Source organism: Citrobacter europaeus (assembly GCF_037482245.1).
Lineage (GTDB): Bacteria > Pseudomonadota > Gammaproteobacteria > Enterobacterales > Enterobacteriaceae > Citrobacter > Citrobacter europaeus.
Genome location: NZ_CP148084.1, coordinates 3492174 through 3517346 on the forward strand (window position 1 = coordinate 3492174; position 25173 = coordinate 3517346).

General features: G+C 53.0%; 23 protein-coding genes. 5 read left to right on the forward strand and 18 right to left on the reverse strand.

Features of this window, described 5'->3' with window-relative positions; translation table 11 throughout:
- Positions 1-16 precede the first annotated feature (16 nt).
- The 6 genes from odhB to sdhC all read right to left on the reverse strand — a co-directional run bounded on the left by odhB (position 17) and on the right by sdhC (position 7688).
- A complete protein-coding gene (gene odhB, locus WHR59_RS16555) occupies positions 17-1240 on the reverse strand; it encodes a 2-oxoglutarate dehydrogenase complex dihydrolipoyllysine-residue succinyltransferase (protein ID WP_043015624.1) in 1224 nt (407 codons plus the stop codon).
- Between the two features lie 14 nt (positions 1241-1254).
- Positions 1255-4056, reverse strand: coding sequence for a 2-oxoglutarate dehydrogenase E1 component (gene sucA / locus WHR59_RS16560; protein ID WP_043015623.1), 2802 nt, complete (start codon positions 4054-4056; stop codon positions 1255-1257).
- 388 nt (positions 4057-4444) lie between these two features.
- Positions 4445-5161: a succinate dehydrogenase iron-sulfur subunit SdhB gene (sdhB, locus tag WHR59_RS16565; protein ID WP_032948848.1), complete on the reverse strand. Its 717-nt coding sequence runs from the start codon at positions 5159-5161 to the stop codon at positions 4445-4447.
- Between the two features lie 15 nt (positions 5162-5176).
- Positions 5177-6943, reverse strand: a complete 1767-nt coding sequence (gene sdhA, locus WHR59_RS16570) for a succinate dehydrogenase flavoprotein subunit (protein ID WP_003831409.1) — start codon at positions 6941-6943, stop codon at positions 5177-5179.
- Positions 6943-7290, reverse strand: coding sequence for a succinate dehydrogenase membrane anchor subunit (gene sdhD, locus WHR59_RS16575; protein ID WP_005122550.1), 348 nt, complete (start codon positions 7288-7290; stop codon positions 6943-6945). Before sdhD ends, sdhA begins: the two co-directional genes overlap by 1 nt.
- Complete coding sequence (gene sdhC, locus WHR59_RS16580) at positions 7284-7688, reverse strand: succinate dehydrogenase cytochrome b556 subunit (RefSeq protein WP_047412583.1); 405 nt, start codon at positions 7686-7688, stop codon at positions 7284-7286. Before sdhC ends, sdhD begins: the two co-directional genes overlap by 7 nt.
- Before the next feature lie 437 nt (positions 7689-8125).
- Here sdhC and WHR59_RS24510 point away from each other — a divergent pair, with 437 nt between their 5' ends.
- The 3 genes from WHR59_RS24510 to WHR59_RS16590 all read left to right on the forward strand — a co-directional run bounded on the left by WHR59_RS24510 (position 8126) and on the right by WHR59_RS16590 (position 10894).
- The gene (locus WHR59_RS24510; RefSeq protein WP_418135082.1) at positions 8126-8179 is read left to right on the forward strand and encodes a hypothetical protein; all 54 of its coding nucleotides are present in this window, start codon (positions 8126-8128) and stop codon (positions 8177-8179) included.
- A gap of 206 nt (positions 8180-8385) precedes the next feature.
- Positions 8386-9669: a citrate synthase gene (locus WHR59_RS16585; RefSeq protein ID WP_087053009.1), complete on the forward strand. Its 1284-nt coding sequence runs from the start codon at positions 8386-8388 to the stop codon at positions 9667-9669.
- A 175-nt stretch (positions 9670-9844) separates the two neighbouring features.
- Complete coding sequence (locus tag WHR59_RS16590; protein ID WP_075144974.1) at positions 9845-10894, forward strand: AbrB family transcriptional regulator; 1050 nt, start codon at positions 9845-9847, stop codon at positions 10892-10894.
- Positions 10895-10901: 7 nt separating this feature from the next.
- Here the strand turns inward: WHR59_RS16590 and WHR59_RS16595 are convergent, their stop codons facing one another.
- From WHR59_RS16595 to WHR59_RS16610, 4 genes are all read right to left on the reverse strand, one after another.
- Positions 10902-11690, reverse strand: a complete 789-nt coding sequence (locus WHR59_RS16595) for an oligogalacturonate-specific porin KdgM family protein (RefSeq protein ID WP_043015620.1) — start codon at positions 11688-11690, stop codon at positions 10902-10904.
- 80 nt (positions 11691-11770) lie between these two features.
- Complete coding sequence (locus WHR59_RS16600; RefSeq protein WP_043015619.1) at positions 11771-12961, reverse strand: glycoside hydrolase family 88 protein; 1191 nt, start codon at positions 12959-12961, stop codon at positions 11771-11773.
- Between the two features lie 21 nt (positions 12962-12982).
- The gene (locus tag WHR59_RS16605) at positions 12983-14248 is read right to left on the reverse strand and encodes an oligosaccharide MFS transporter (RefSeq protein WP_075144975.1); all 1266 of its coding nucleotides are present in this window, start codon (positions 14246-14248) and stop codon (positions 12983-12985) included.
- A gap of 24 nt (positions 14249-14272) precedes the next feature.
- Entirely contained in the window at positions 14273-16054 is a 1782-nt protein-coding gene (locus tag WHR59_RS16610; protein ID WP_075144976.1) for a DUF2264 domain-containing protein, read from the reverse strand.
- Positions 16055-16245: 191 nt separating this feature from the next.
- Between WHR59_RS16610 and WHR59_RS16615 the strand changes: the two genes are divergently transcribed.
- Complete coding sequence (locus WHR59_RS16615) at positions 16246-17094, forward strand: AraC family transcriptional regulator (RefSeq protein ID WP_043015617.1); 849 nt, start codon at positions 16246-16248, stop codon at positions 17092-17094.
- Positions 17095-17096: 2 nt separating this feature from the next.
- Here WHR59_RS16615 and nei read toward each other — a convergent pair whose 3' ends face one another.
- From nei to ybgI, 8 genes are read right to left on the reverse strand one after another with little or no spacing between them, the layout of a single operon-like run.
- Positions 17097-17888, reverse strand: a complete 792-nt coding sequence (nei, locus tag WHR59_RS16620) for an endonuclease VIII (RefSeq protein WP_193144664.1) — start codon at positions 17886-17888, stop codon at positions 17097-17099.
- Positions 17889-17902: 14 nt separating this feature from the next.
- Positions 17903-18547 (reverse strand): pyroglutamyl-peptidase I, encoded by a 645-nt coding sequence (pcp, locus tag WHR59_RS16625; RefSeq protein WP_047412626.1) that lies wholly within the window; start codon positions 18545-18547, stop codon positions 17903-17905.
- 9 nt (positions 18548-18556) lie between these two features.
- Positions 18557-19552, reverse strand: a complete 996-nt coding sequence (locus WHR59_RS16630; RefSeq protein ID WP_043015614.1) for a DUF979 domain-containing protein — start codon at positions 19550-19552, stop codon at positions 18557-18559.
- Positions 19549-20271 (reverse strand): DUF969 domain-containing protein, encoded by a 723-nt coding sequence (locus WHR59_RS16635; RefSeq protein WP_075144978.1) that lies wholly within the window; start codon positions 20269-20271, stop codon positions 19549-19551. The genes WHR59_RS16630 and WHR59_RS16635 overlap by 4 nt, the downstream gene beginning before the upstream one ends.
- 51 nt (positions 20272-20322) lie before the next feature.
- Positions 20323-21057 carry a 5-oxoprolinase subunit PxpA gene (pxpA, locus tag WHR59_RS16640; protein ID WP_043015612.1) on the reverse strand — a complete coding sequence of 245 codons (735 nt, stop codon included), beginning with the start codon at positions 21055-21057 and terminating at the stop codon, positions 20323-20325.
- Complete coding sequence (pxpC, locus tag WHR59_RS16645; protein ID WP_338843308.1) at positions 21047-21979, reverse strand: 5-oxoprolinase subunit PxpC; 933 nt, start codon at positions 21977-21979, stop codon at positions 21047-21049. The genes pxpA and pxpC overlap by 11 nt, the downstream gene beginning before the upstream one ends.
- Positions 21973-22629, reverse strand: coding sequence for a 5-oxoprolinase subunit PxpB (pxpB, locus tag WHR59_RS16650; RefSeq protein ID WP_075144979.1), 657 nt, complete (start codon positions 22627-22629; stop codon positions 21973-21975). The genes pxpC and pxpB overlap by 7 nt, the downstream gene beginning before the upstream one ends.
- A 15-nt stretch (positions 22630-22644) precedes the next feature.
- On the reverse strand, positions 22645-23388 hold the full coding sequence (ybgI, locus tag WHR59_RS16655) for a radiation resistance protein YbgI (RefSeq protein WP_338844084.1): 744 nt from the start codon (positions 23386-23388) through the stop codon (positions 22645-22647).
- Between the two features lie 289 nt (positions 23389-23677).
- On the opposite strand from ybgI, the gene dtpD reads away from it, so the two are divergent.
- Positions 23678-25159, forward strand: a complete 1482-nt coding sequence (gene dtpD / locus WHR59_RS16660; RefSeq protein WP_181633972.1) for a dipeptide permease DtpD — start codon at positions 23678-23680, stop codon at positions 25157-25159.
- Positions 25160-25173 lie beyond the last annotated feature (14 nt).

Genomic DNA, 25173 nt, shown 5'->3' on the forward strand with positions numbered 1-25173 from the left:
GTGATACTCTTATTAACTACACGTCCAGCAGCAGACGCGTTGGATCTTCCAGCAACTCTTTAATGGTTACCAGGAAGCCCACTGACTCACGACCATCGATCAGACGGTGGTCATAAGACAGCGCCAGATACATCATCGGCAGGATTTCAACCTTGCCGTCTACGGCCATCGGACGATCTTTGATGGCATGCATACCCAGGATGGCGCTCTGCGGTGGGTTGATGATCGGCGTAGACATCAGGGAACCGAACACGCCACCGTTAGTGATGGTGAAGTTACCGCCCGTCAGATCTTCGACCGTCAGCTTGCCGTCGCGACCTTTAACTGCCAGTTCTTTGATATTTTTCTCGATATCAGCCATACCCAGCAGATCCACATCACGCAGGACCGGCGTGACCAGGCCACGCGGCGTGGAAACCGCCATGCTGACATCAAAGTAGTTGTGGTAAACCACGTCATCGCCGTCGATGGACGCGTTCACTTCCGGATAGCGTTTCAGCGCTTCAACGACCGCTTTCACGTAGAAAGACATAAAGCCCAGACGGATACCGTGGCGTTTTTCGAACGCGTCGCCGTACTGCTTACGCAGATCCATGATTGGCTTCATGTTGACTTCGTTGAACGTGGTCAGCATGGCGGTGGAGTTTTTCGCTTCCAGCAGACGCTCGGCTACGCGTTTGCGCAGACGGGTCATCGGAACACGTTTTTCACCACGAGCGCCCAGCGCAGGCTGTGCGGCTGGTGCGGCTGCCGGTGCTTTTGCTTCTGCTTTCGCAGCCGGAGCTTTGGCCAGATGTTTTTCAACATCTTCACGGGTGATACGACCGCCAACGCCGGTGCCGTTGATAGCGCTGGCTTCGAGGTTATGCTCACCCAGCAGGCGACGGATCGCCGGGCTCAGGGCATCGTTATTCTGCTCAGCAAGAGATGCCTGCTGGCGCTGCGCCGGGGTAGAATCTTTTTCTTCAGACTTGGCACTGGTCTCTTTACCGGTGCTGTTGCCTTCACGCAGGCGACCGAGGATCTGGCGAGAAGTGACGGTCGTCCCTTCATCTTCCAGAACCGCATCAAGAATACCGTCCGCTGATGCCGGTACTTCCAGTACCACTTTGTCAGTTTCGATTTCTACCAGTACTTCATCACGACGTACTGCATCGCCCGGTTTTTTGTGCCAGGTTGCAACCGTTGCATCCGCTACGGATTCAGGCAGGTCGGGAACAAGAATATCTACGCTACTCATTATTTATCCTTTATTTAATCGACGTTCAGCGCGTCATTAACCAGATCTTGCTGCTGCTTCTGGTGAACAGACATATATCCTACTGCCGGAGAGGCAGAGGCCGGGCGACCTGCATAACGCAGAGCTGACCCAAATGGAATTACTTCACGGAAATGATGCTGGCTGCAGTACCATGCGCCCTGGTTGAGCGGCTCTTCCTGGCACCAGACAAAATCATGTACATGAGCAAACGGTTTCAGCGCTTCCTGCACCGCTTTATGCGGGAACGGATAGAGCTGTTCGATGCGCACAATGGCGACATCTTTTTGGTCGTTTTTGCGGCGTTGCTCCAGCAGGTCGTAATAAACCTTACCAGAACACATCACGACACGCTTCACGCCTTTAGGATCAAGTTCATCGACTTCGCCAATGGCTGGCAGGAAGGCGCCATTTGCCAGTTCGTCCAGCGTAGACACCGCCAGCGGATGACGCAGCAGCGACTTCGGTGACATCACCACCAGCGGACGGCGCATACCGCGCAGCGCCTGACGACGCAACATGTGGTAAACCTGTGCCGGGGTAGACGGGACGCAAACCTGCATGTTTTGCTCAGCGCAAAGTTGCAGATAACGTTCCAGACGCGCGGAGGAGTGCTCCGGACCCTGACCTTCATAGCCGTGCGGCAGCAGCATAACCAGACCACACATACGGCCCCATTTCTGCTCGCCGGAAGAGATGAACTGGTCGATAACCACCTGCGCACCGTTGGCGAAGTCGCCAAACTGCGCTTCCCAGATGGTCAGCGTACGCGGTTCTGCGGTGGCATAACCGTACTCGAACGCTAACACGGCTTCTTCAGACAGTACTGAGTCCCATACGCGGAACGTGCCCTGTCCGTTATGCACATGCTGCAGCGGCGTGTAGGTTGAACCGTTCGCCTGGTTGTGAATCACCGCGTGACGGTGGAAGAAGGTTCCGCGACCGGAATCTTCACCCGACAGACGAACCGGAATGCCTTCGTCGACCAGCGTGGCGTAGGCCAGATTCTCTGCGCCGCCCCAGTCGAACAGCTTCTCGCCTGCGGCCATGGCCTGACGGTCGCCGTAAATTTTGGCAACACGCGACTGCATTTCAACCGCTTCAGGCACGGTGCTGATGCGTTTTGCCAGCTCCTGCAGACGCTTCATCTCAACTTTGTTCGGGTAGTTTTCATCCCACTCATGGTTGAGGTACGGCGACCAGGTGAAGGAGTGCATATTCATTGGACGCCACTCTTTCACCACGCATTCACCAGCATCCAGCGCGTCACGATACAGATTGACCATTTCGGTCGCATCTTCCAGTGTGGCGACGTTGTCCGCTTCCAGCTTGTCAGCGTAGATTTTACGCGGGGTCGGATGCTTTTTGATTTTCTGATACATCAGCGGCTGGGTTGCGCTCGGCTCGTCAGCTTCGTTGTGGCCGTGACGGCGGTAGCACACCAGATCGATGAAGACATCGCGTTTAAAGGTATTACGGAAATCCAGCGCCAGACGCGTCACGAAAGCGACCGCTTCCGGGTCATCTGCGTTGACGTGGAAAATAGGCGCCTGAACCATCTTACCGATGTCGGTGCAGTATGGTGTGGAACGCGCATCCAGCGGGTTAGAGGTAGTAAAGCCCACCTGGTTGTTGATGACGATGCGAACGGTACCGCCCACTTCGTAACCACGCGCTTTCGACATGTTCAGGGTTTCCTGAACTACGCCCTGCCCGGTAACTGCCGCGTCACCGTGAATGGTGATTGGCAGGACTTTATTGCTGCTCGGCTCGTCCAGCCTGTCCAGACGTGCGCGTACGGAACCGATAACCACCGGGCTAACGATTTCCAGGTGCGATGGGTTAAACGCCAGCGCCAGATGCACCAGACCGCCTTCGGTTTCGATATCCGATGAGAAGCCCATGTGGTACTTCACGTCGCCAGTGCCGAGGTGTTCTTTATGTTTGCCCGCAAATTCGTCGAACAGTTCCTGCGGGCGTTTGCCCAGTACGTTAACCAGCACGTTCAGACGACCACGGTGCGCCATGCCCAGCACCACTTCACGGGTACCGCTGTTACCAGCGTGGCGGATCATCTCTTTGAGCATTGGGATTAACGCATCACCGCCTTCCAGCGAGAAGCGTTTTGCGCCCGGGAACTTAGCGCCCAGGTAGCGTTCCAGACCTTCTGCTGCGGTCAATTCGCTAAGGAAGCGTTTTTTCTCTTCACTACTGAACGCGGCACGGCCAGACTCGATACGCTGCTGAAGCCAGCGTTTTTCTTCGGTGCTGGTGATGTGCATATACTCGGCGCCAATCGGGCCGCAGTAGGTTTGTTTCAGCGCGACAACCAGGTCGCTCAGCTTCATCGTGTCTTTGCCGCCGGCAAAAGAACCTACGTTAAAGCTTTCCTGGAAATCCGCATCGGTCAGATCGTGGAAAGACGGGTCCAGATCGGCCACATTTTCTTGTTGCCACAGTCCCAGCGGATCGAGATTCGCATGCTGATGACCGCGGAAACGATAGGCGTTAATGAGCTGCAGGACTTTAACCTGCTTCACATTGGCATCAGGGTCGGAAATAGAAGAAGAGTAACGTGGGGTAATCAACGCCTGTCGACGGAAATAATCACGTGTTTTTGAGTGGAGTTGATCCGGTTTGACTCCGGTACCAGGTAACTGCTGGAACGTCGAACGCCAGTTAGCATCTACCGAGTCAGGGTCGGTTAAGAAGTCTTCATAGAGCTGTTCTATCCAGCTCTGGTTAGAACCAGAGAGGTAAGAAGAGTCCAACCAGGCTTTCAAAGCGCTGTTCTGCATCGTGATCCCTTAAGCATCTTTTCTGCTTATTTAATACTCTAAATAGATCACGTTTCAGGAAGGCGGCAAGCTTGCGAATCCCCGGGAGCTTACATCCAGTAAGTGACCGGGGTGAGCAAGTGCAGCCAACGCACATGCAACGTGATCTATGACGAGTATTTCGCCGTGGATACTACCACGCACACCGATGTGCGTGCCGGGGTTCACTTGCGAGCTCTTTTTATTTGGCTCGCGAAGGAACCTTTAAAAACTGTCAGAGATAAGAGGCAGTTTTTAGAGGTTTCCTGCACTTATATTGCCTGATGGCGCTTAGCTTATCAGGCCTACGGGATTTCACCTGTAGGCCGGATAAGACGCTACGTCGCCATCCGGCAACCACTACAACAACTTACGCACTACGTTTGAGCAGCATCGACTTAATATGGCCGATGGCGCGCGTCGGGTTCAGCCCTTTCGGACATACGCTGACGCAGTTCATGATGCTATGGCAGCGGAATACGCTGAAAGCGTCACTTAAACCTTCCAGGCGGCTGTCGGTCTCGGTATCGCGGCTATCAATTAAGAAGCGATACGCTGCCAGCAGCCCTGCCGGGCCAATAAACTTGTCCGGGTTCCACCAGAATGATGGGCAGGACGTTGAGCAGCATGCACACAAAATACATTCATACAGCCCATCGAGCTTCTCACGCTGCTCAGGCATTTGTAAATGCTCACGAGCCGGCGGATTTTTCCCATTATTCAACAAGTAAGGCTTAATCTTCTCATACTGTGCGTAGAATTGCCCCATGTCTACCACCAAATCGCGCACAACCGGTAAACCTGGCAGCGGGCGAATGACAATTTTCTTGCCCGGCTGATTCAGCGCAGAAATAGGTGTGATACAGGCCAGTCCATTTTTGCCGTTCATGTTCAGACCGTCGGAGCCACAAACCCCTTCACGGCAGGAGCGACGAAACGACAGCGACGGATCTTTTTCTTTCAGCTGCATCAATGCATCCAGCAGCATCATGTCGCGCCCTTCTTCTGCCTCCAGGGTGTAATCCTGCATGTGCGGAGCGTCGTCAACATCCGGGTTATAGCGATAAACTGAAAACTCGAGTTTCATTGTCCTGTCTCCGCATTAATAAGTACGAATCTTCGGCGGGAATGCCGGGCGCAGCTTCGGTTCCATATTGACTTGACGTCGCGTCATGGATTCCGACTCTGGCAGGTACAGGGAATGGCACAGCCAGTTTTCATCATCACGTTCCGGGAAGTCGAAGCGGCTATGCGCGCCACGGCTTTCGGTACGGAAGTTTGCAGATACTGCAGTGGCGTACGCGGTCTCCATCAGGTTATCCAGCTCCAGACACTCAACGCGCTGGGTGTTGAACTCGCTGGAGGTATCGTCCAGGCGGGCATTTTTCAGACGTTCGCGGATCGCTTTCAGCTCTTCCAGACCTTTCGCCATCGCATCGCCTTCGCGGAATACCGAGAAGTTGTGCTGCATACATTCCTGCAGCGCTTTGCGAATTGCCACCGGGTCTTCACCGTTGCGGTTACCGTTCCAGCGATTCAGACGCGCCAGAGAAGCATCGATTTCATCTTCGGTCGCATCCAGCAGGTCACCCTGCTCAGCGATAGATTCCTGCAGATGCAGCCCCACCGCACGACCAAATACCACCAGGTCCAGCAGCGAGTTGCCGCCCAGACGGTTGGCGCCGTGAACCGACACGCACGCGATTTCGCCGACAGCAAACAGCCCCGGGATCACCACATCTTCGCCCTGTTCGTTTACAGTCAGCGCCTGGCCAGTCACTTTGGTCGGAATACCGCCCATCATATAGTGGCAGGTTGGGATAACCGGAATCGGCTCTTTGACCGGGTCAACGTGAGCAAAGGTACGAGACAGTTCGAGAATGCCCGGCAGACGGGATTCCAGCACTTCTTTACCCAGGTGGTCGAGTTTCAATTTGGCATGCGGACCCCACGGGCCGTCGCAGCCGCGACCTTCACGGATTTCGATCATGATGGAACGCGCCACCACGTCACGACCCGCCAGGTCTTTCGCGTTCGGGGCATAACGCTCCATAAAGCGCTCGCCGTGTTTGTTCAGCAGGTAGCCACCTTCACCACGGCAGCCTTCTGTTACCAGAACGCCTGCGCCGGCGATGCCGGTTGGGTGAAACTGCCACATCTCCATATCCTGCACCGGCACGCCAGCGCGGATAGCCATACCCACGCCGTCACCGGTGTTGATGTGGGCATTGGTGGTGGACTGATAAATACGGCCAGCACCGCCGGTCGCCAGCACGGTTGCGCGGGCTTTGAAGTAAACCACTTCACCGGTTTCGATACACAGCGCGGTACAACCGACAACGGCGCCATCGGCGTTTTTCACCAGGTCCAGCGCATACCACTCGGAGAAAATTGTGGTGTGGTTTTTCAGGTTCTGCTGATACAGCGTGTGCAACAGCGCATGACCGGTACGGTCTGCCGCTGCCGCGGTACGTGCCGCCTGCTCGCCGCCGAAGTTCTTCGACTGGCCGCCAAACGGACGTTGATAAATTGTGCCATTGTCGAGGCGAGAGAACGGCAGCCCCATGTGGTCCAGCTCCAGAATCGCTTCCGGACCGGTTTTACACATATATTCAATAGCGTCCTGGTCACCAATGTAGTCCGACCCTTTAACGGTGTCGTACATGTGCCATTCCCAGTTATCTTCATGGGTATTACCGAGCGCAACGGTGATGCCACCTTGTGCGGATACGGTATGGGAACGGGTTGGGAACACTTTGGAGAGCAGCGCACAGGTCTGACCGCTCTGGGAAATTTGCAGCGCCGCGCGCATACCTGCTCCGCCGGCACCAATCACAACAGCATCAAATTCTCTGACTGGCAGTTTCATTACACACCCCACACCACAACAAATCCATAAATGACGTAAACCACCAGCGCAACGACGATAGCCAGTTGCAGAATCAGGCGCACAGCCAGAGGTTTAACGTAGTCGGTCAACACCTGCCACATGCCGATCCAGGCATGAATCAAGATGGAGAAAAGTGCCAGCAGGGTGAAGACTTTGGTGAATGCCGATGAGAAGAAACCGGTCCAGACTTCAAACGTCAGCTCGCCGCTGGTGGCGAAGAAGCCGACCATATAGATGATGTATAACGTCAGAACGATAGCGGTAGCACGGACCAGAATGAAGTCATGTACGCCGTTGCGTCCTAATGCGGAGGCGTTGCTTACCATACGAGGACTCCTGCGAGAAGTGAAAGCACGACAATGATAACGAAACAAATTTTGGCGGAGCGTGTCCCTGCTTCGAGGGTTTCTTCGATATAGCCAAAATCCATCAACAGATGGCGAATGCCCATTACGGCGTGATATGCCAGCGCAATCAGGATCCCCCACAGAATTAACTCCACAAAGAAGTTATTCATAATGGATGACGCGATGAGGAAACCTTCAGGGGAGGAAAGGCTGGTACCCAATAACCACAACAGAATCCCGACCGCCACGAAGGTGATCACTCCGGATACGCGATGGAGAATGGACGCTATCGCCGTGATTGGGAACCGGATCGTTTGCAGATCCAGATTGACAGGTCTTTGTTTTTTCACATTTCTTATCATGAATAACGCCCACATGCTGTTCTTATTATTCCCTTTGGACTTCGGGTACAGAAGATGAAGACACCTGTAGCCTGAAAGACGACGGGATTTCCTTCCTCCGGTCTGCGTGCGGGTCAGACAGCGTCCTTACTATAACTACGCGTCATATAAAACACTGCTTCCAGATGCTAAAACGACACGATACAACGCTGGTTGGCTCGGGATTGCAGGGTATTCCGGAGACCTGGCGGCAGTATAGGACGTTCACAAAATCATTACAATTAACCTACATATAGTTTGTCGGGTTTTATCCCGAACAGTGACATAGGTCACGATAACAACATTATTTTAATTTTTAATCATCTGATTTGACAATCATTAAACAAAGTTGTTACAAACGACACCAGAAAAAGCATATAATGCGTAAAAGTTATGGGGTCACTCTTTCACCGGAGATTTAGTTATGTAACAGTGTGGAAGTATTGACCAATACCGTCAGGACAGTTATTAGTGATAGACAGGTTTAATAATTCGGATTGCTAAGTTCTTGATTTGCAGTTTATTCGCCATGAAAAGACCGTTTTACCTGCAAGCGCCCATAGCTCTGTACCCAGGTCATCCCCTCTTTCGCAGAGCGGCGAGCCAAATAACAAACTGGTAACGGTTTATTGATGTACGAAGGCAGATTTAAGTTCCGGCAGTCTTAAGCAATAAGGCGCTAAGGAGACCGTAAATGGCTGATACTAAAGCAAAACTCACTCTAAATGGTGACGCTGCTATTGAACTGGATGTGCTGAAAGGTACGCTCGGTCAAGATGTTATTGATATTCGTAGCCTTGGCTCAAAAGGGATGTTTACTTTTGACCCAGGTTTCACCTCTACCGCATCCTGCGAATCCAAAATTACTTTCATTGATGGTGACGAAGGTATTTTGCTGCATCGCGGCTTCCCGATTGATCAGTTGGCGACCGAGTCTAACTATCTGGAAGTGTGTTACATCCTGCTGTACGGTGAAAAACCGACGCAGGAAGAGTACGACGAGTTCAAAACCACAGTCACTCGCCATACCATGATCCACGAGCAGATCACCCGTCTGTTCCACGGTTTCCGCCGCGACTCTCACCCGATGGCCGTTATGTGCGGTGTTACCGGGGCGCTGGCTGCGTTCTACCACGACTCGCTGGATGTGAATAATCCACGTCACCGTGAAATCGCCGCTTTCCGTCTGCTGTCCAAAATGCCAACCATGGCAGCAATGTGTTATAAATATTCCATTGGACAGCCGTTCGTGTACCCGCGTAATGACCTCTCTTACGCCGGTAACTTCCTGAACATGATGTTCTCCACGCCGTGCGAAAAATACGAAGTCAATCCGATTCTGGAACGCGCAATGGACCGTATCTTAATCCTGCACGCTGACCACGAACAGAACGCCTCAACCTCTACCGTACGTACCGCGGGTTCTTCTGGCGCTAACCCGTTTGCCTGTATCGCGGCCGGTATTGCTTCCCTGTGGGGACCGGCACACGGCGGCGCAAACGAAGCTGCACTGAAAATGCTGGAAGAAATCAGCTCTGTTAAACACATTCCGGAATTTGTTCGCCGCGCGAAAGACAAGAATGATTCCTTCCGCCTGATGGGCTTTGGTCACCGTGTTTACAAAAACTATGACCCGCGCGCTACCGTCATGCGTGAAACCTGCCACGAAGTGCTGAAAGAATTGGGCACCAAAGACGATCTGCTGGAAGTGGCGATGGAACTTGAGCACATTGCGCTCAACGACCCGTACTTCATCGAGAAGAAACTCTACCCGAACGTAGACTTCTACTCCGGCATCATCCTGAAAGCGATGGGTATTCCGTCCTCCATGTTCACCGTTATCTTCGCCATGGCGCGTACCGTTGGCTGGATTGCGCACTGGAACGAAATGCACACCGACGGCATGAAAATCGCCCGTCCTCGTCAGCTGTACACCGGCTACGACAAGCGCGATTTTAAATCTGCAATTAAGCGTTAATTGTCTGCCGGACGGCACCAACGCCTGTCCGGCTTTCAGCTATTAATTCTCCCGGGTCGGATAAGGCAGTAACGCCAGAATCCGACCTGTTTTTTCTTGATCCACATTATTTTATTCTCATCGCGCTTTCTCTATGATTTACTGAGATTTCCGTCATTTCACTCAGGAGCATGGGATGCCTGTTTTGCAGTGGAGCCTGTTGTTTCTGCTATCGCTCCTTCTTTCCCTGCTCTTTCTGTTTATCCATCTTCCAGGACCATTGCTGCTCGGTTCGATGATCGTCGGCATCATCTTCAGTATGCGCGGCATTTCGCTGCACCCTCCCCGCTGCACATTTCTTGGCGCGCAGGCGATTCTCGGCTGCATGATTGCCCAAAATCTGACCGGTTCAATCTTCACAACCCTTGCGGCCCACTGGCCGATGGTGATTGTTGTCCTGCTGGCGACCCTTATCAGCAGCGCGGTAATCGGCTGGCTGCTGGTGCGCTACAGTAATCTACCGGGGAACACCGGCGCGTGGGGTTCTTCACCTGGCGGCGCGGCGGCGATGGTCGCGATGGCCCAGGAATTTGGCGCCGACATCCGGCTGGTGGCGTTTATGCAGTATCTGCGCGTGCTATTGGTGGTCGGGGCAGCAGCGCTGGTCACCCGATTGATGATGGGCGATCAGGCGCAGGCGGTCAGTGAACAAATCGTCTGGTTTCCGCCACTGAGCGGTAATCTGTTCAGTACCCTGGCGCTGGCCGCCGTTGCCGGTATAGCCGGGCGCTTACTGCGCATCCCCTCAGGCGCGATGTTGCTGCCTATGCTGGCAGGCGCACTGCTGAATGCCAGTGGCGTAATGGTGATTGAACTGCCGGAATGGCTGCTGGCAATAGCTTATATGGCCATCGGCTGGCAAATCGGCCTTGGCTTTGACAAGCAGATTTTCTTAACGGCGTTGCGCCCCTTACCGCAGATCCTGTTGTCCATTTTTTCACTGATGGCGATCTGCGCCGCTATGGCCTGGGGGCTGGCGCATTACATGCAGATAGATTTTCTCACCGCCTATCTGGCGACCAGTCCCGGTGGGGTGGATTCTGTTGCGGTGATTGCCGCAGGGAGTCACGCCGATATGGCGTTGATCATGGCGATGCAAACCCTGCGGCTGTTCAGCATTTTATTAACCGGCCCGGCGGTGGCGCGGTTTATTTCAGTGCACGCGCCAAAGCAATTATCATCGTAAGCCGGAATTAGTTTAAGTTATATTTAAACCCTACCCTGATTTGATATTCATTTTTTGTATCATCACCATCTTTGTATTTATCAAGATAGCCTAATTCAAAAAATGGATAAAACCGCGGTGTGGCATGGAAATTAAATACAAAGTTATGCTGCAGAGTATGATTCTTGCCGTTAGCATACTCAAATTTATCGCCATGGGTTTTACTGTAATACGTTGGATTATATTGCACCCAGAAGTTTGGCGTAAAATACTTGGTTAAATAAATATCAACGCGGTGCTCTGAAGAGTCATCCCAGTCGCCTTGCAACGTTTCGCTGTCATGGTTTTGATGGTTATATCGGTAGCGTAGTACAGCCCCCAGCGTTGGGTCAAAATGATAGCCAATACCAATATAAGGGTCGACACGTGAACCTGCAGACTCCCAGTGAAACACCACGCCGGGCTCAAGCCAGAAGTCACTATCACCCAGAGCAAAAGGCTTGTTAAACTCGGCTTCCTGATAGCTGCTTTTCCACTGGTCCATATTTTTACCAAGATCGGCATCGGTTTCAAAACTCCAGTACATGCTTTTAAATATACTGTCTGAGTCCTGTACCACCCCGGTTAACATTAATCGCTGCAAAAAACCTTTGCTGGCCGTACGGTACTGCGTACGCGGTGCAAAATACACGGTAGTAAAGGGTGTCGATTTCGCCTGAGGGGCAGTAGTCGTATTATTTTCCGTGGCCATAGCGCCAGTTACAGGCATGACCAGTGCAGCCATTAATATGGCTGCATTAATATTATTGCTTTTCATTATATTTTCCTCGCCGTACAGAGATAAAATCCCCCCCTGCTAAATCAATAGCCTGAATATTTAACCGAGGGAGCGGAATATTACCAGTAACTTTTCCAGCAGGATATTGCACGGGTCATCGCTTCCATCAGGAAATAATCCCCCCACGCGCAGCACTCATCCACACCGACGTTACCTTTAAAATAATAAACAGAGTGTTTTAATAATCCTTCGCCTGCTTCATGCGCAGCATTTAGATAATCATCAAGCATTCGCGCAATCATCCTTAATGCCAACGCTTCATAACTTTCACGTTCCGGATGGGTTGCCGGTAGCTGTTTTACCAGCTCCAGCAGCGCGCAGGCGAGAATCGCGCTGGCAGAGCTATCCCTTTCACTGTTGGGATCGGTAAGCGCCAAATCCCAATAACAGATAAGATCTTCCGGCAAACGATTAATAAAGTAATTTGCCAGCGTCTGGCTCAGTTCCAGAAGCCGCTCATCTCCGGTATAGAGATAATTCAGCAGAAAGCCATAAACACCCCATGCCTGCCCGCGCGACCAGCAGGAATCATCGGAAAAACCCTGATGCGTATTGCCAAACCGCGGTTCCCCGGTGCGCACATCCATATAGTACGTATGAAACGTTGAGCCGTCCTCGCGCACAATATAACGTCGCGCCTGCTCTATATGATTTTTCGCCGCTTCAGCATAGCGTGGATCGCCGGTGCTGGCGCTTGCCTGATACAGCAAGGGCAGATTCATATTGCAGTCTATAATCATCCTGCCCTGCTGCTCCGGATTATCCAGTTCGCCCCACGCCTGAATAATGCCGCATTTCTCGTGATAGCGTTCCATCAGCACTTCTGCCGCCTGCTGCGCGATATAAGTCGCCTCGCGATTGCCGGTTAGTTTATTGGCCGCTATACATGAAAGGCTGTACAGAAAACCCAGATCGTGGTGATTGGTATGATCCCTACTGGCAATACGTTCGCCAAAAGAACGGACATGTTGTTCGGCCAACGTACGATACGCATCATTACGCGTCCATTCCCACGCCAGCCACAGCTGGCCAGTCCAGAAACTGGTGGTCCATTCCTGATTATCGATAATTGGGTAGCGACCATTTTCACATGCCGCATCCGGAAAACGCGTGCCAAAATAATCGCTGTTACGATCGATAGCAGATAAAATGACCGGTAAAGCGCGGCGAATCTTCTGCGCAATAGCAGCGCGCTCGCCGCTTCGCAGGACAACAGGAACGATCGGTTCTTTACGGATAGTCACAGACATAATTCTCTCGTTTTCTTCACTTTAATGGGTGGCTTCTTGCCCATGGACAGGGGCTGCAGTGTTTTTTTTGTGCTGATAGCAAGTAGAAAGCGTGATGGCGGAGATTCCGGTAAATACCAGAGCAACCACTCCCATAATCAGATAGGTATGCTCAAAACCAATTTTTTGGTAGGCATAGCCGGCAGGCGGTGCCACGACAATAGAACCGACGTAAATCATGGCCTGATAGCCCAGCAGGTACATCGTGGCGTTAACGCGTTTGTCGAAATGTTCGGCAATGTATTTGAAAACCGACACCAGAATCAGGGCGATTTCAATCCCATACAAAGGCTTCACCAGGCAGATGATCAGCGGATCGTTAGTTAATCCGGAAATAATCAAACGCAGACTGATCACAAGACCGGTCAGGATCATCCCCTGCTTAGCGCCAATGCGGTTAATAATGGCAGGCACCAGCATCATGCCGAAAAACTCTGCGGCTGACTGCGCGGTACTCATGTAGCCAAACATGGCGTTGCCTTCTTCTTTAGTGCTAAAGAAGGTGACGAAATAGCGAGAGAACTGCTGTTCGGCAATAAACATCATCCATGCCACTCCCGCGATATACAGCGCAAAGGTCCAGAATTTCTTATTGCGCAGCAACTCGAACACATCGCCAATGACAATCTTCTCTTTCGACAGGACGTCATTCTCTTCCTGGCCAAAGTGATCAACTTTCAGCGTCAGCAGAACCGCAAACATGCACAGCGCGGAAACGCTACTGATTACAAAGTTGATTTTGGGCGAAATATTGTAGAGATACCCAGAGAATGAAGACGCCGTTGCCCATCCCAGCGCGGCCCACATGCGGATCCGGCCAAACTCCATCGCGTACAAACGGCTGAAACGGTCAACATAGGACTCTTCCGCCGCCACCCCCGCATACCAGCCGAGGCTGAAAAAAAGCGCACCGACGATCATCCCGCTGATAAAATGCGTTTGTAATAGCGGCAGGTAACACCAGATGAAAAATGGCGCCATCAGGGCCGAAACGAGGCAGACAAAATAGAGCAGATGTTTTTTCATGCCCATTTTGTCCATGATGTAACCGTAAACAGGTTTGATAACTACCGCAAAAACGCCGTTCACGGCAAATACCGTGCCGATCTCCACACCATCCAACCCGGCTTTATCTCCCAGCCAGATAGCATACAGGCCAAAACTGGCCGCCCAGGTAAAGGTAAACAGAAATACAAACAGACTCAGTTTGATGTAAGCCGAGCGCGTCGACTGAACAGGGTTAGTCATTATTTTTCTCCGCACATGCGTCAGTTATATGATTTCCAGCGTTTTCACACCCAGCGTTAGCACCTGATTCTCACGGTCGAACGCCATTGCTGCCGCAGGTGACAGCGAGGAAAACGATGTGGCGTTGACGACGCAGGCCAGCCAGTGCGTGCCCGGCGTAAGCGTGCTACGAAGACAGGGGATCTCCCCCGGTGATGCATACAGAATGTTGCTGTTGGGTGGCGTTGTGACGATCTCCGGTTGACGCTCTGCCAACAGATCGGTTATCTGGCATACGCCGGAGCTGGCACGAAGCGTGACCCCGTGCGGTGCAGTTTTGGTATCGATGAGTTGATGCCGGTTAAGCGCGAATCCCCCCTCGACACAGTCAAGCTGGCGCGCAGTTTCAACGCGATGAATGCGAATATGTCCTTGCTGAAACGGGATTAGCCAGGTCGTGACGACGACGTTTGACCACGGGTGCCAACGGCTTCGGATTAACGCATCCGTCATTTCAACAGCGTCGCACTCACGACGTCCACGCCAGTAGTTATCCTGTTCGCTGAACACCAGCATCGAATCACAGGCAGCATGGTTCAGACCATAATGACCGCGCTCCAGGGTAAAACCGAAGTGGCTGGAGTAAGCAAATTTGCCGTATTTGGCATCGAAATTGACAAAGTTATTGCGGTCGTACTGCCCGGACATCAGCATCCAGGCGTGTCGGTTTGCATCATCATGAACGATAAATTGTCCGGCTTCCTTTATCGGATGAATCGGCTCAGGTTCAGGCAACGGGGCTGACTCGGCTTGCCAGAATGCGCTCTGTTCCGGCAGCGCCAGAATCAGCAACGCCTTACATGCCCACCAGGGTGAGCATGGGCTGTTGTAGTCTTCGGTCATCACCAGATTCGGGTAGGTATATCCCAGCGTGAATAAACCATCCGGGCCAATGAAAGGCTGCGCTAACCACCAGTCGAGGTGGCGTAAAATCACGCCTTTGACGACAGGGATCGTAAAGACATCCAATCCTGTCCAGACGACGGCGCTCCAGAACGCAACCTGAACAAAACGGTAAGTCAGGCTGCGGCCAAACGGAATTGCATCCCCGTCACAGGTAAAGTAATAGATGTAATCCCTGGCAAATTGACGCGCGCGCTGGCGATAGCGCAGGCAACGTTCAGGATCAGCGTCCTGCATAAGATGGCTGTACAGCAAACTGTAAAAATGAAACCCGCTGGAGATATAGTAATCGCGCGGTTTACCTGCACCGTCGGAATACCAGCCGTTACCAAGCCAGAATGGCTCAATCGCGTTCAGATGCTTATCAATGACCATCATGTCATAGTGGCGTCCGACACATTTAAGACCGACCTGCACCAATACCGGGAAGAAGTGCCAGTTATTATCCGGGATTTGGATATCAGCACTTTGTCGTAACCAGCGCTCCAGATTATCCTGCTCATCGGCGGTTAACGCATCCCATAATCCGGTATTCGGCAGCGCCAGCGCTACGCCAAAGGCAGCCATTTCCACGCAGCGCTGATCGTTATCGACCAGATTACCCCAATAGTTTGGATTTTCGGGGTCACAGCCATGGCGAATACCGCGAATAAAAGCCTCACGATACTCACCCGCGTCTCCTGCGCTTAACAGCGGTGAAAGGATCCATAATAGACGTGCAAACCCCTCCATACCGGCGATGTCCATTGGATATTGTGCGGACGTTTCGCCCACGTCCAAACGCGTGTTATCGCATGAGAGATGAGGAATGGCTGATGCCAACCATTGCCGCGCCTTTTCTGCATACTCTTGCCTTGCTCGCATAATGAAACCTCGTTTCATTTGATGAAGTATTGGGCGCATAATAAGGATTTGAGCTGACATACAAATGTGATAATCGTCGTATTTCCACACAACGCTGGTGATGAAGTACAACATTCATCTGCATTTTGCGGAGAAAATTCGATTACAGTGATAAAAACTTAAGTATGTTCACATGAACAGGCGAGACATAAATGCAGCGGACGGAAGACAGTAGTTATCTTGAGCATATAAACCTCAACGACAAGTCGATTTACTTTAATCGTATGAAGGATATGCCAGCCAACTACTATCACTGGCACCAGTGTGTGGAGATATTGTCGGTTTCTCAGGGAGTAGGCATCGCGCTTATGGAGCACCAACAGTACACCGTCAAACCCGGGCGTATTTTTATTTTCCCGCCGGGAAAGTTGCATAAAGTGTTTGTCGAACAGGATGCACGTAATATTTATCACCGCACAACGCTGCACTTTAATGCTCCACAAATTGAGCAGTACCTGCGGGATTTTCCTCGGCAGCAAATGCTACTGCGTCAGCTGTGCGCCAGGGGAGAGAAAGCACGGGTGTTTGACGTCGGTGACGTTCAACCGGTGATTGAAACGTTGCTGAGCCGTTTTGAAGAACAGCTCAAAAGTCAGACCTTCAGCATCAGCGACAGCGCATTTCTGGTGATGCAGCTCATTAGCCTGCTGCCACATCAGGCGCAGGCCACGGGACAAAATACATTTTCGGTCAGCATTATCCGCTGGATCGAAACACACTTTCACCAGCGCTGCTCGCTGGAAGATATCGCCAGCGAGATGGGGTGCTCGCGGGGCCATGCCTCCCGCCGTTTTCACGAAGAAACCGGCGGTACGATTCAGGAATACCTGATGATGCGCCGCATTCGTCAGGCCTGCGAACTGCTGTTACATACCAATAGCTCGGTACGCGATATTGCTGCTCAGGTTGGTTTCTCCGAATACGCCTGGTTTATTACCTGTTTTCGCAAAAACATGGGTAAAACCCCGCTGCAATATCGCAAAACGTATGCTTCGGTATAGATCTACTTCTGACATCCCGGACACCAGTAAAAAGGGCGCGAAGAGAGCGTCGTTTTTTCGATGATTCCACCACAGCGCTCGCAGGCTTCACCGTCCCGGTGAAAGACCTTAAAGCGAAACAACGCACCGTGGTGTTTGTTCTCATCCACCAGCCCACGGGTATTATAGGACAGACGAGGAATATCAAGCAGCGCTCGCGCCAGCGTATCCAACTGTTCGTCACTAAGCTGAGACGCTTTATGCTGCCCGGTCAACCCTACCTGCCAAAGGATCTCTACCCGCAGGTAGTTACCTAATCCCGCCAGAAACGCCTGGTCCAGTAGCAGGCCAGAAAACTGGCGATTACGAAAACGCGGAGATAACAGACGCGCTTTAACCTCATCGGGCGTTAAACGTAAATCCAGCACATCCGGCCCAACTCGTTGCAGGAACGGATGGGTGGTAAGCTGCTCTGGCGTCAGCATTTCGATATCAGACGCGCTATAGAGCAGGATGGTTTTATCGGCTGTTTGCAGCCTGACACGCAGAACCCGTGAAGTCTGCGGAATGTTGCCAGTATCCACGACTCGCCACACGCCGTAGAGCTGATTGTGACTGTACAGCGTCAGACCATTAGAAAAATGAGTCAGCAGTGCTTTCCCTCGCGTTTCAAGCTGAGTAACACTCTGCCCAATTAGTTGAGATTGATACGGTTTTAACTGCTCAAAGGCAAACCAGACATCCGTCAGGGGTTTGCCTTTGACTGCCGCCTCCAGGTTATCCGCCGCGCGGCGGATCTCCGGGCCTTCAGGCATAATACTGTCCTTTGTTAATGTGTTGCGCCGCCCGTCACTGTGATATCGCTTTCCACCTGCAAGGCGGTGGCAATGGCGACTTCCAGCGCCCGGCGAACGGTTTCAGCCGCCATACTTGGCGCTCCGGGATGCTGTGCAGCTTGTTGCGGCAGATAAGGGATATGAATAAAACCGCCCTTCACCGCCGGCACGTCGCGTAATTTATGCAGCAGACCATACATTACGTGGTTACACACAAAGGTACCTGCGGTCTGGGAAACCGAGGCCGGAATTCCCGCGTTGCGCATAGCCACAACCATCGCTTTGATCGGCAACGTACTAAACCATGCCGCAGGACCATCGACGACAATCGGCACATCTACCGGCTGTTGTCCCTGGTTATCCGCAATACGTGCATCATCAACGTTGATCGCCACGCGCTCCACGGTGATATCCGAGCGCCCGCCCGCCTGCCCCACAGCCAGCACCAACGATGGCGACAGCGCATCAATCGCGCCATTGAGTACGGCAAGAGATTCGCCAAAGACGCACGGCAGCTGGCGGGCAACGACGCGGCATCCACCGATAATAGCATTGTCGAGTCCCGAGACCACTTCCCAGGAAGGGTTAACTGACTCGCCGCCAAAGGGTTCAAATCCCGTGATGAGTACTGTTTTCATCCTGTCACCTTACAAGAACATCAGGAAATACATCAGGAACACGTTGACCAACAGCAGCAGTATGCCGGTTGGCACCTGCGCTTTAATCACCGCGTTTTTATCCGGCAGCTCCAGCAGCGCAGCAGGGACAATGTTAAAGTTCGCCGCCATCGGCGTCATCAGTGTCCCGCAATAGCCGGAGAACATACCAATCGCCGCCATTACCGCTGGATTGCCGCCGTGTTGCAGTACGAGGATCGGAATACCAATCCCAGCGGTCACAATAGGGAAAGCAGCAAATGCATTGCCCATCACCATGGTCAGCAATGCCATGCCGATGGTGTAGACCGCCACCGCGATAAAGCGACTGTCTACCGCCAGATATTCCTGCGTCAGATATGAAATGCCGCTGCCTACGCCAGCCGCCGTAAACAACAGCCCGAGCGTGGCGAGGATTTGCGGCAGGATGAACGCCCAGCCGATGGAATCCAGCAGACGGCGCGCCTCCTGAATCGGCTGATGCACCCGCTCATGGGTCATTTTTATCGCCATCGCCAGACCAATCAACGAGCCCGCTGTCATGGAAAAAAGCGTCACCAGCGTGGCGTGATTACCCGGCCCAAACAGCGCATCCTGTAAGCCCGGAATATGGTTGAACATCAGTACGCCGATCACCGTTACTACCGGAATCGCCAGCGCCGGGAAAAACAGGCGGTTGCCCAGGCGACTGGCGCTTTCTTCGCGCTGTTGTGGCGTCCGTTGATGGTAGCTTCCCAGCTTCACGCCGCCAAAACCGGCGATCAGGGCCAGAACGACCACCGCAACACCAACGGCAATATGCACCGCGCGTTTGTCGCCAAACAGCGAGTATGTCCAGTCGCCAAGCAAAAACAATACACCGTATATGCCCCAAAACAGGCCTGTCGTGAAGCGGCGAGGGTTCGCCTTGTCCTGCCACGACATCAGCGCCACAATCAGTAATACCGCTCCCGCCAGCCAATAGAGATAGCTTTGTTGAAAATTCATTTCGCTTCTCCTTTCGCTGCGGCATTCGCTTTCGCCACCTCACGTTGCAAATAGCTATCCAGACGCCACAGACGCGTGCCGTGGATCAGGAAGGCACAAATTGCCGTTGGGATCCCCCACAAGGCGATATGCAACGGTTCGGTCTGGATCCCACCAGACTCCAGCATAAAGTTGTGCATGAATATGATGGCACCGAAGGCAACAAAGATATCTTCCCCAAAAAACAGCCCAACGTTATCGGTCGCAGCTGACATTGCGCGCAGGCGATAGCGTACCGCGCCCGGTATCTCACCATGATTTTTTTCAGCGGCCCCTTCCGCCATCGGCGCCAGCAGCGGACGCACCATCTGTGGATGCCCCCCCAAACTGGTCAGTCCTAACGCGGCGGTCGCTTCGCGTATGAACAGGTAGACAATAAGCAGACGGCCACTGGTGGCGCTGCGGATTTTTGCAATCCACGCCTGAGCGCGCTCTTTGAGTCCGTGACGTTCCAGCAGGCCAATAACCGCCAGCGGGATCAGCAGGATAAACGGCAGGTTGCGGGTGTTAAGAAAACCTTCACCCAGTTTCTCAAGGATGGTGGCTACCGGCATATGCGCCGCCAGTCCCGTGACGATCCCGGCAATAATGACCACCAATACCGGGTTAAAACGTAAAAGAAATCCGACCACAATGACGGCGATACCCGTCAATGGCCAGAGAGAAATAGCCTCTCCCATAATTAAATCCCTTATGTTGTTGTGTAATATATTATTGTTTTATATAAAAATTTATGCGCTAATTTGAATATTGCATGCATTAAAGGCGCTACGCAAGCGACGGGCAAAAGCGAGTGCGTGCTCGCCATCCCCATGAATGCATACCGTCTGGGCCGTCACGCTCGCCCATGTTCCACTCTGGCTTTTTACTCTGCCGGATTGCACCATTTCTAACGTTTGCGCCAGCGCCTGCTCTTCATCCTCAATCAGTGCGCCCGGCTGGTTACGCGGCACCAGACTGCCATCGGCCTGATAACCCCGATCGGCAAAAACTTCCTGACGCGTTACCAGGCCATAGTGTTCTGCGGCACGAATCAGTTCGCTTCCTGCCAGCCCTACCAGAACCAGCGATGGATCGCAGGCATGAACCGCTTTCGCAATCGCATCAGCCAACTGAGGATCTTTCGCCGCCTGGTTATAAAGCATACCGTGCGGTTTGACATGACGCATTACGCCGCCCTCCGCCTGCGTGATGGCAGCCAGCGCGCCAATTTGATACAGCGTCTGCGCATACACCGTTTGTGCGGGCAGGGTCATGGCGCTACGGCCAAAATTTTCCCGATCCGGAAAGCTCGGATGCGCGCCTATCGCCACGCCATTTTTTAGCGCCTCGCGCACGCTTAAGAGCATGGTTTGCGCATCTCCGGCGTGAAACCCACAGGCAATATTGGCTGAAGACACCAGTTGCAGCAGCGCCGCATCGTTAGCGCATCCCTCACCGAGGTCCGCGTTGAGATCAATTTTCATTGTTAAGTCGCCATGTTAATTGTTCCAGGTAACGCTGCCGTTCATGTCGCGCCTTAAGCGCTTCCTCCAGCGAACACTGCACAAAATGAATCGGCTGGCCGAGCGGGATCTGCGCCAGATGATACATATCCGCCTCAATGATACAGGCGATGCGCGGATAGCCGCCCGTCGTCTGAGCATCATTCATCAGCACGATCGGCTGACCATTGTGCGGAACCTGTACCACGCCGGGGAGCAAACCATGTGACAGCAGTTCGCGATCGGTCATGCGCGTCAGCGGCTGCCCCTGCAGGCGGTACCCCATACGGTTACTTTGTGGGCTAAGCTGCCACGGCGAGCGCCAGAAAGAAGCCTGTGATACCTCGTCAAACTCCTGATATTCAGGTCCGGGAAGCGCACGAATATGGTTGCCCCACATCAGCTGTTTTACACCCTGCGGTCCGCTGAATTGCCGGGTAGATACGCCAATTGCCAGCCGATCGCCATCGCGCAGCAAACGCCCTTCCAGCCCGCCAATGCCAACTTTAAGATCGGTACTGCGCGAGCCCATGACTTCGGGGACATCAAAGCCGCCCGCAACCGCCAGGTAGCTGCGCATACCGTGATGCGGCCGTTTTAGCGTCAGGCGCTGGCCGGCTTTCATCGGTAGCCGCCATCCGCTCCACACGGGAGTATGATCCAGATGCGCTTCGCATCCCGCACCGGTCAGGGCAAACCAGCCATCGGTTTCAAATTCCACCACCAGTTGCCCCAGCGTAATTTCCAGCGCTGCAGCATTCGCTTCATTACCCACCAGCAGGTTAGCGACGTTCAGCGCCGGTTTATCCAGTGCGCCACAGTGACTGATTCCGGATTGACGAAAACTATGGCGTCCCCCGTCCTGTACTGAGGTATACATGCCCGCGCGAATAATGTTTAACATATCCCCTCCTTCTGCGGGACAAAACGCACGGTATCGCCAGCCCGTAACAGAATTGGTTCCTCTCGTTTTGGATCAAATAACGCAACGGGGGTACGACCAATCAGTTGCCATCCGCCTGGCGTGGAAAGCGGATAAACGCCCGTTTGGGATCCGCCAATACCCACTGAACCTGCCGGAACAATCAGGCGAGGTTCCGCACGCCTTGGGGTATGGAGTTGTTCAGGTAAGCTCCCAAGATAGGGAAATCCCGGCTGAAAGCCGATAAACCACACCACGTAATCAACCGATGCATGAAGTTCCACAACCTGCTTGTCGCTTAATCCGCTGTGCCGGGCGACCTCAGCCAGATCGGGGCCAAACTCACCGCCATAGGTCACGGGAATTTCTATAAAGCGCGAATCCGGTTCCAACGCCTCACTCTCTTCCCACCAGCGCTGCAGGCGTTCAATCGCATCCAGCGCCAGCGTTTGCGGGTCGCGCAAGGTCACCGTGATATTGTTCATGCCCGGAATAGCTTCAAGCACATTCGGGGCATCAACCAGACGCTGGGCCAGACGCCAGATGCGTTTCTGAGTCGCCAGCGTAATGGGCGGTTCCAGCTCAAGAACCACCGCCGTTTCACCTAACAGATAACAACGCGCTCGCTGCACTTTCGTCCCTCTTTATTAGGCTGGATTAGGAATATCGATAAAGGTTACGTCCAGATCGGTGTTTTCATTCAGCCACTCGCTTAAAGCGCGAATGCCGCCGCGTTCGGTCGCATGGTGACCGGCAGCATAAAAATGCAGCCCCTGCTCGCGGGCTGAGTGAATGGTTTGCTCTGAGACTTCACCGGTGATAAAGGCATCGGCGCCAAATCGGGCTGCGCTATCAATAAAACTTTGACCGCCGCCTGTACACCAGGCGACGCGCTGAACTTTTTCCGGCCCGGTATCACCACACCATAACGGTTTACGGCCTAAACGCGCTTCAATCCACGATGCCAGTTCCAGTCCCGGAACCGGCATGGAGAGTTCCCCCCATGGCACCAACGGCTCGATTTCACCCATTACGGTAATCCCCAACAGCGCGGCCAACTGCGCGTTATTCCCCAGTTCCGGGTGGGCATCCAGCGGCAGGTGCCAGCCATACAGGTTGATATCATTTTCCAACAGCGTTTTCAGACGATGCCGCTTCATGCCGCGAATTACCGGAGATTCGCCTTTCCAGAAATAACCGTGATGAACGATGACCGCATCCGCCTCAAGGCGCACTGCCTCGTCCAGCAACGCCTGACTTGCGGTCACGCCGGTCACGATTTTATGCACCGTCTCTTTGCCCTCAACCTGCAAACCATTCGGCGCGTAGTCGCTAATGGCGGCGCTGTTCAGTTTGTCGTTGATCAGTTGTTCCAGTTCGGTGTTTTTCATCATCGTCCTCGTAGTCATAAATTCTGCTTGCTCAAACAGCTACACAGCTTAGGTTAAAATAGCGTCCTCGCCTGCGTTCGTCGATAGCCATTTCACTGACACATCAAGAAACAATCACACCTGCTTTGAACGTGATTTGCTTACCACTACGCGATCTAATTCATGTATATTTATGCAATCAGACAGCATATTGCAAAAATAATCAGATCTGTATCAAAGTTACAACTTTAAGGAAACACACTCGCGCAGCACGTTCAGCCTGTCGTGAGGCATTTACTTCGAGAAAATAATGAATAAACAAGCATCTCAACCACGGGCGATTTATTACGTCGTCGCGCTACAAATTTGGGAATACTTCAGTTTTTACGGTATGCGTGCGCTACTGATCCTGTATCTCACTAACCAGCTTAAGTACGACGATAATCACGCTTATGAACTGTTCAGCGCCTACTGCTCGCTGGTCTACGTCACGCCGATTCTTGGGGGATACCTGGCCGATAAAGTGCTCGGCAACCGGATGGCGGTAATGATAGGCGCATTTTTAATGGCGGTGGGGCATCTGGTATTGGGCGCCAGCGAAATGGCTCCGGCGTTCCTCTATTTGTCTCTGGCGATAATTGTCTGCGGCTATGGTCTGTTTAAATCCAACATCAGTTGCCTGCTGGGCGAATTGTATCAACCTGAAGATCCGCGCCGCGACGGTGGATTCTCTCTGCTCTACGCTGCCGGGAATATTGGTTCAATCATCGCGCCCATTGCCTGCGGCTACGTGCAGGAAGAGTACAGTTGGGCGATGGGTTTTGCGCTGGCCGCGATTGGTATGCTGGCGGGCCTGGTGATTTTCTTATGCGGTAATCGCCATTTCGCCCATACTACCGGTGTCAACAAGGCCGTCCTGTGTGCGAAAAAATATATGCTGCCAAACTGGGCCTGGCTGTTAGTTCTGTTGGTTGCAGCACCGCTGCTGATTACTGTCCTGTTCTGGAAAGAGTGGTCCGTTTACGCACTGATCGTTGCCACTGTTATTGGCCTCGCTGTTCTGGCAAAGATTTATCGCCAGGCGCAGACTCAGAAGCAGCGCAAAGAGCTGGGGCTTATCGTCACACTGACCTTCTTCAGCCTGTTGTTCTGGGCCTTTGCTCAACAGGGCGGCAGCTCGATCAGCCTGTATATCGACCGCTTCGTTAACCGCGATATTCTGGGGTATTCCGTCCCTACCGCGATGTTCCAGTCGGTTAACGCTTTTGCCGTGATGCTCTGCGGTATCGTGCTGGCCTGGGTGGTCAAAGAAAGCGTTGGCGGCAATCGTACCGTACGTATCTGGGGTAAATTTGCTCTCGGCCTCGGTTTAATGAGCGCAGGCTTCTGTATTCTGACCTTGAGCGCTCGCTGGTCCGCGGCTTACGGCCACTCTTCCATGCCGTTGATGGTACTGGGACTGGCGGTCATGGGCTTTGCCGAACTGTTTATTGACCCGGTGGCAATGTCGCAAATTACGCGTATTGAGATCCCTGGTGTAACCGGCGTGTTAACCGGCATTTATATGCTGCTTTCCGGCGCCATCGCCAACTACCTGGCAGGCGTTATCGCCGATCAGACCTCGCAAGGTTCGTTTGACGCTGCGGGCGCTATCAACTATTCCATCAATGCCTATATTGACGTCTTTAGCGAAATTACCTGGGGCGCACTGGCCTGTGTGGTACTGGTGCTGCTGATTTGGCTGTACCAGTCGCTGAAATTCAGAAACCGTGCGTTAGCGGTAGAGTCCTGAGTTTACAGGCCCGA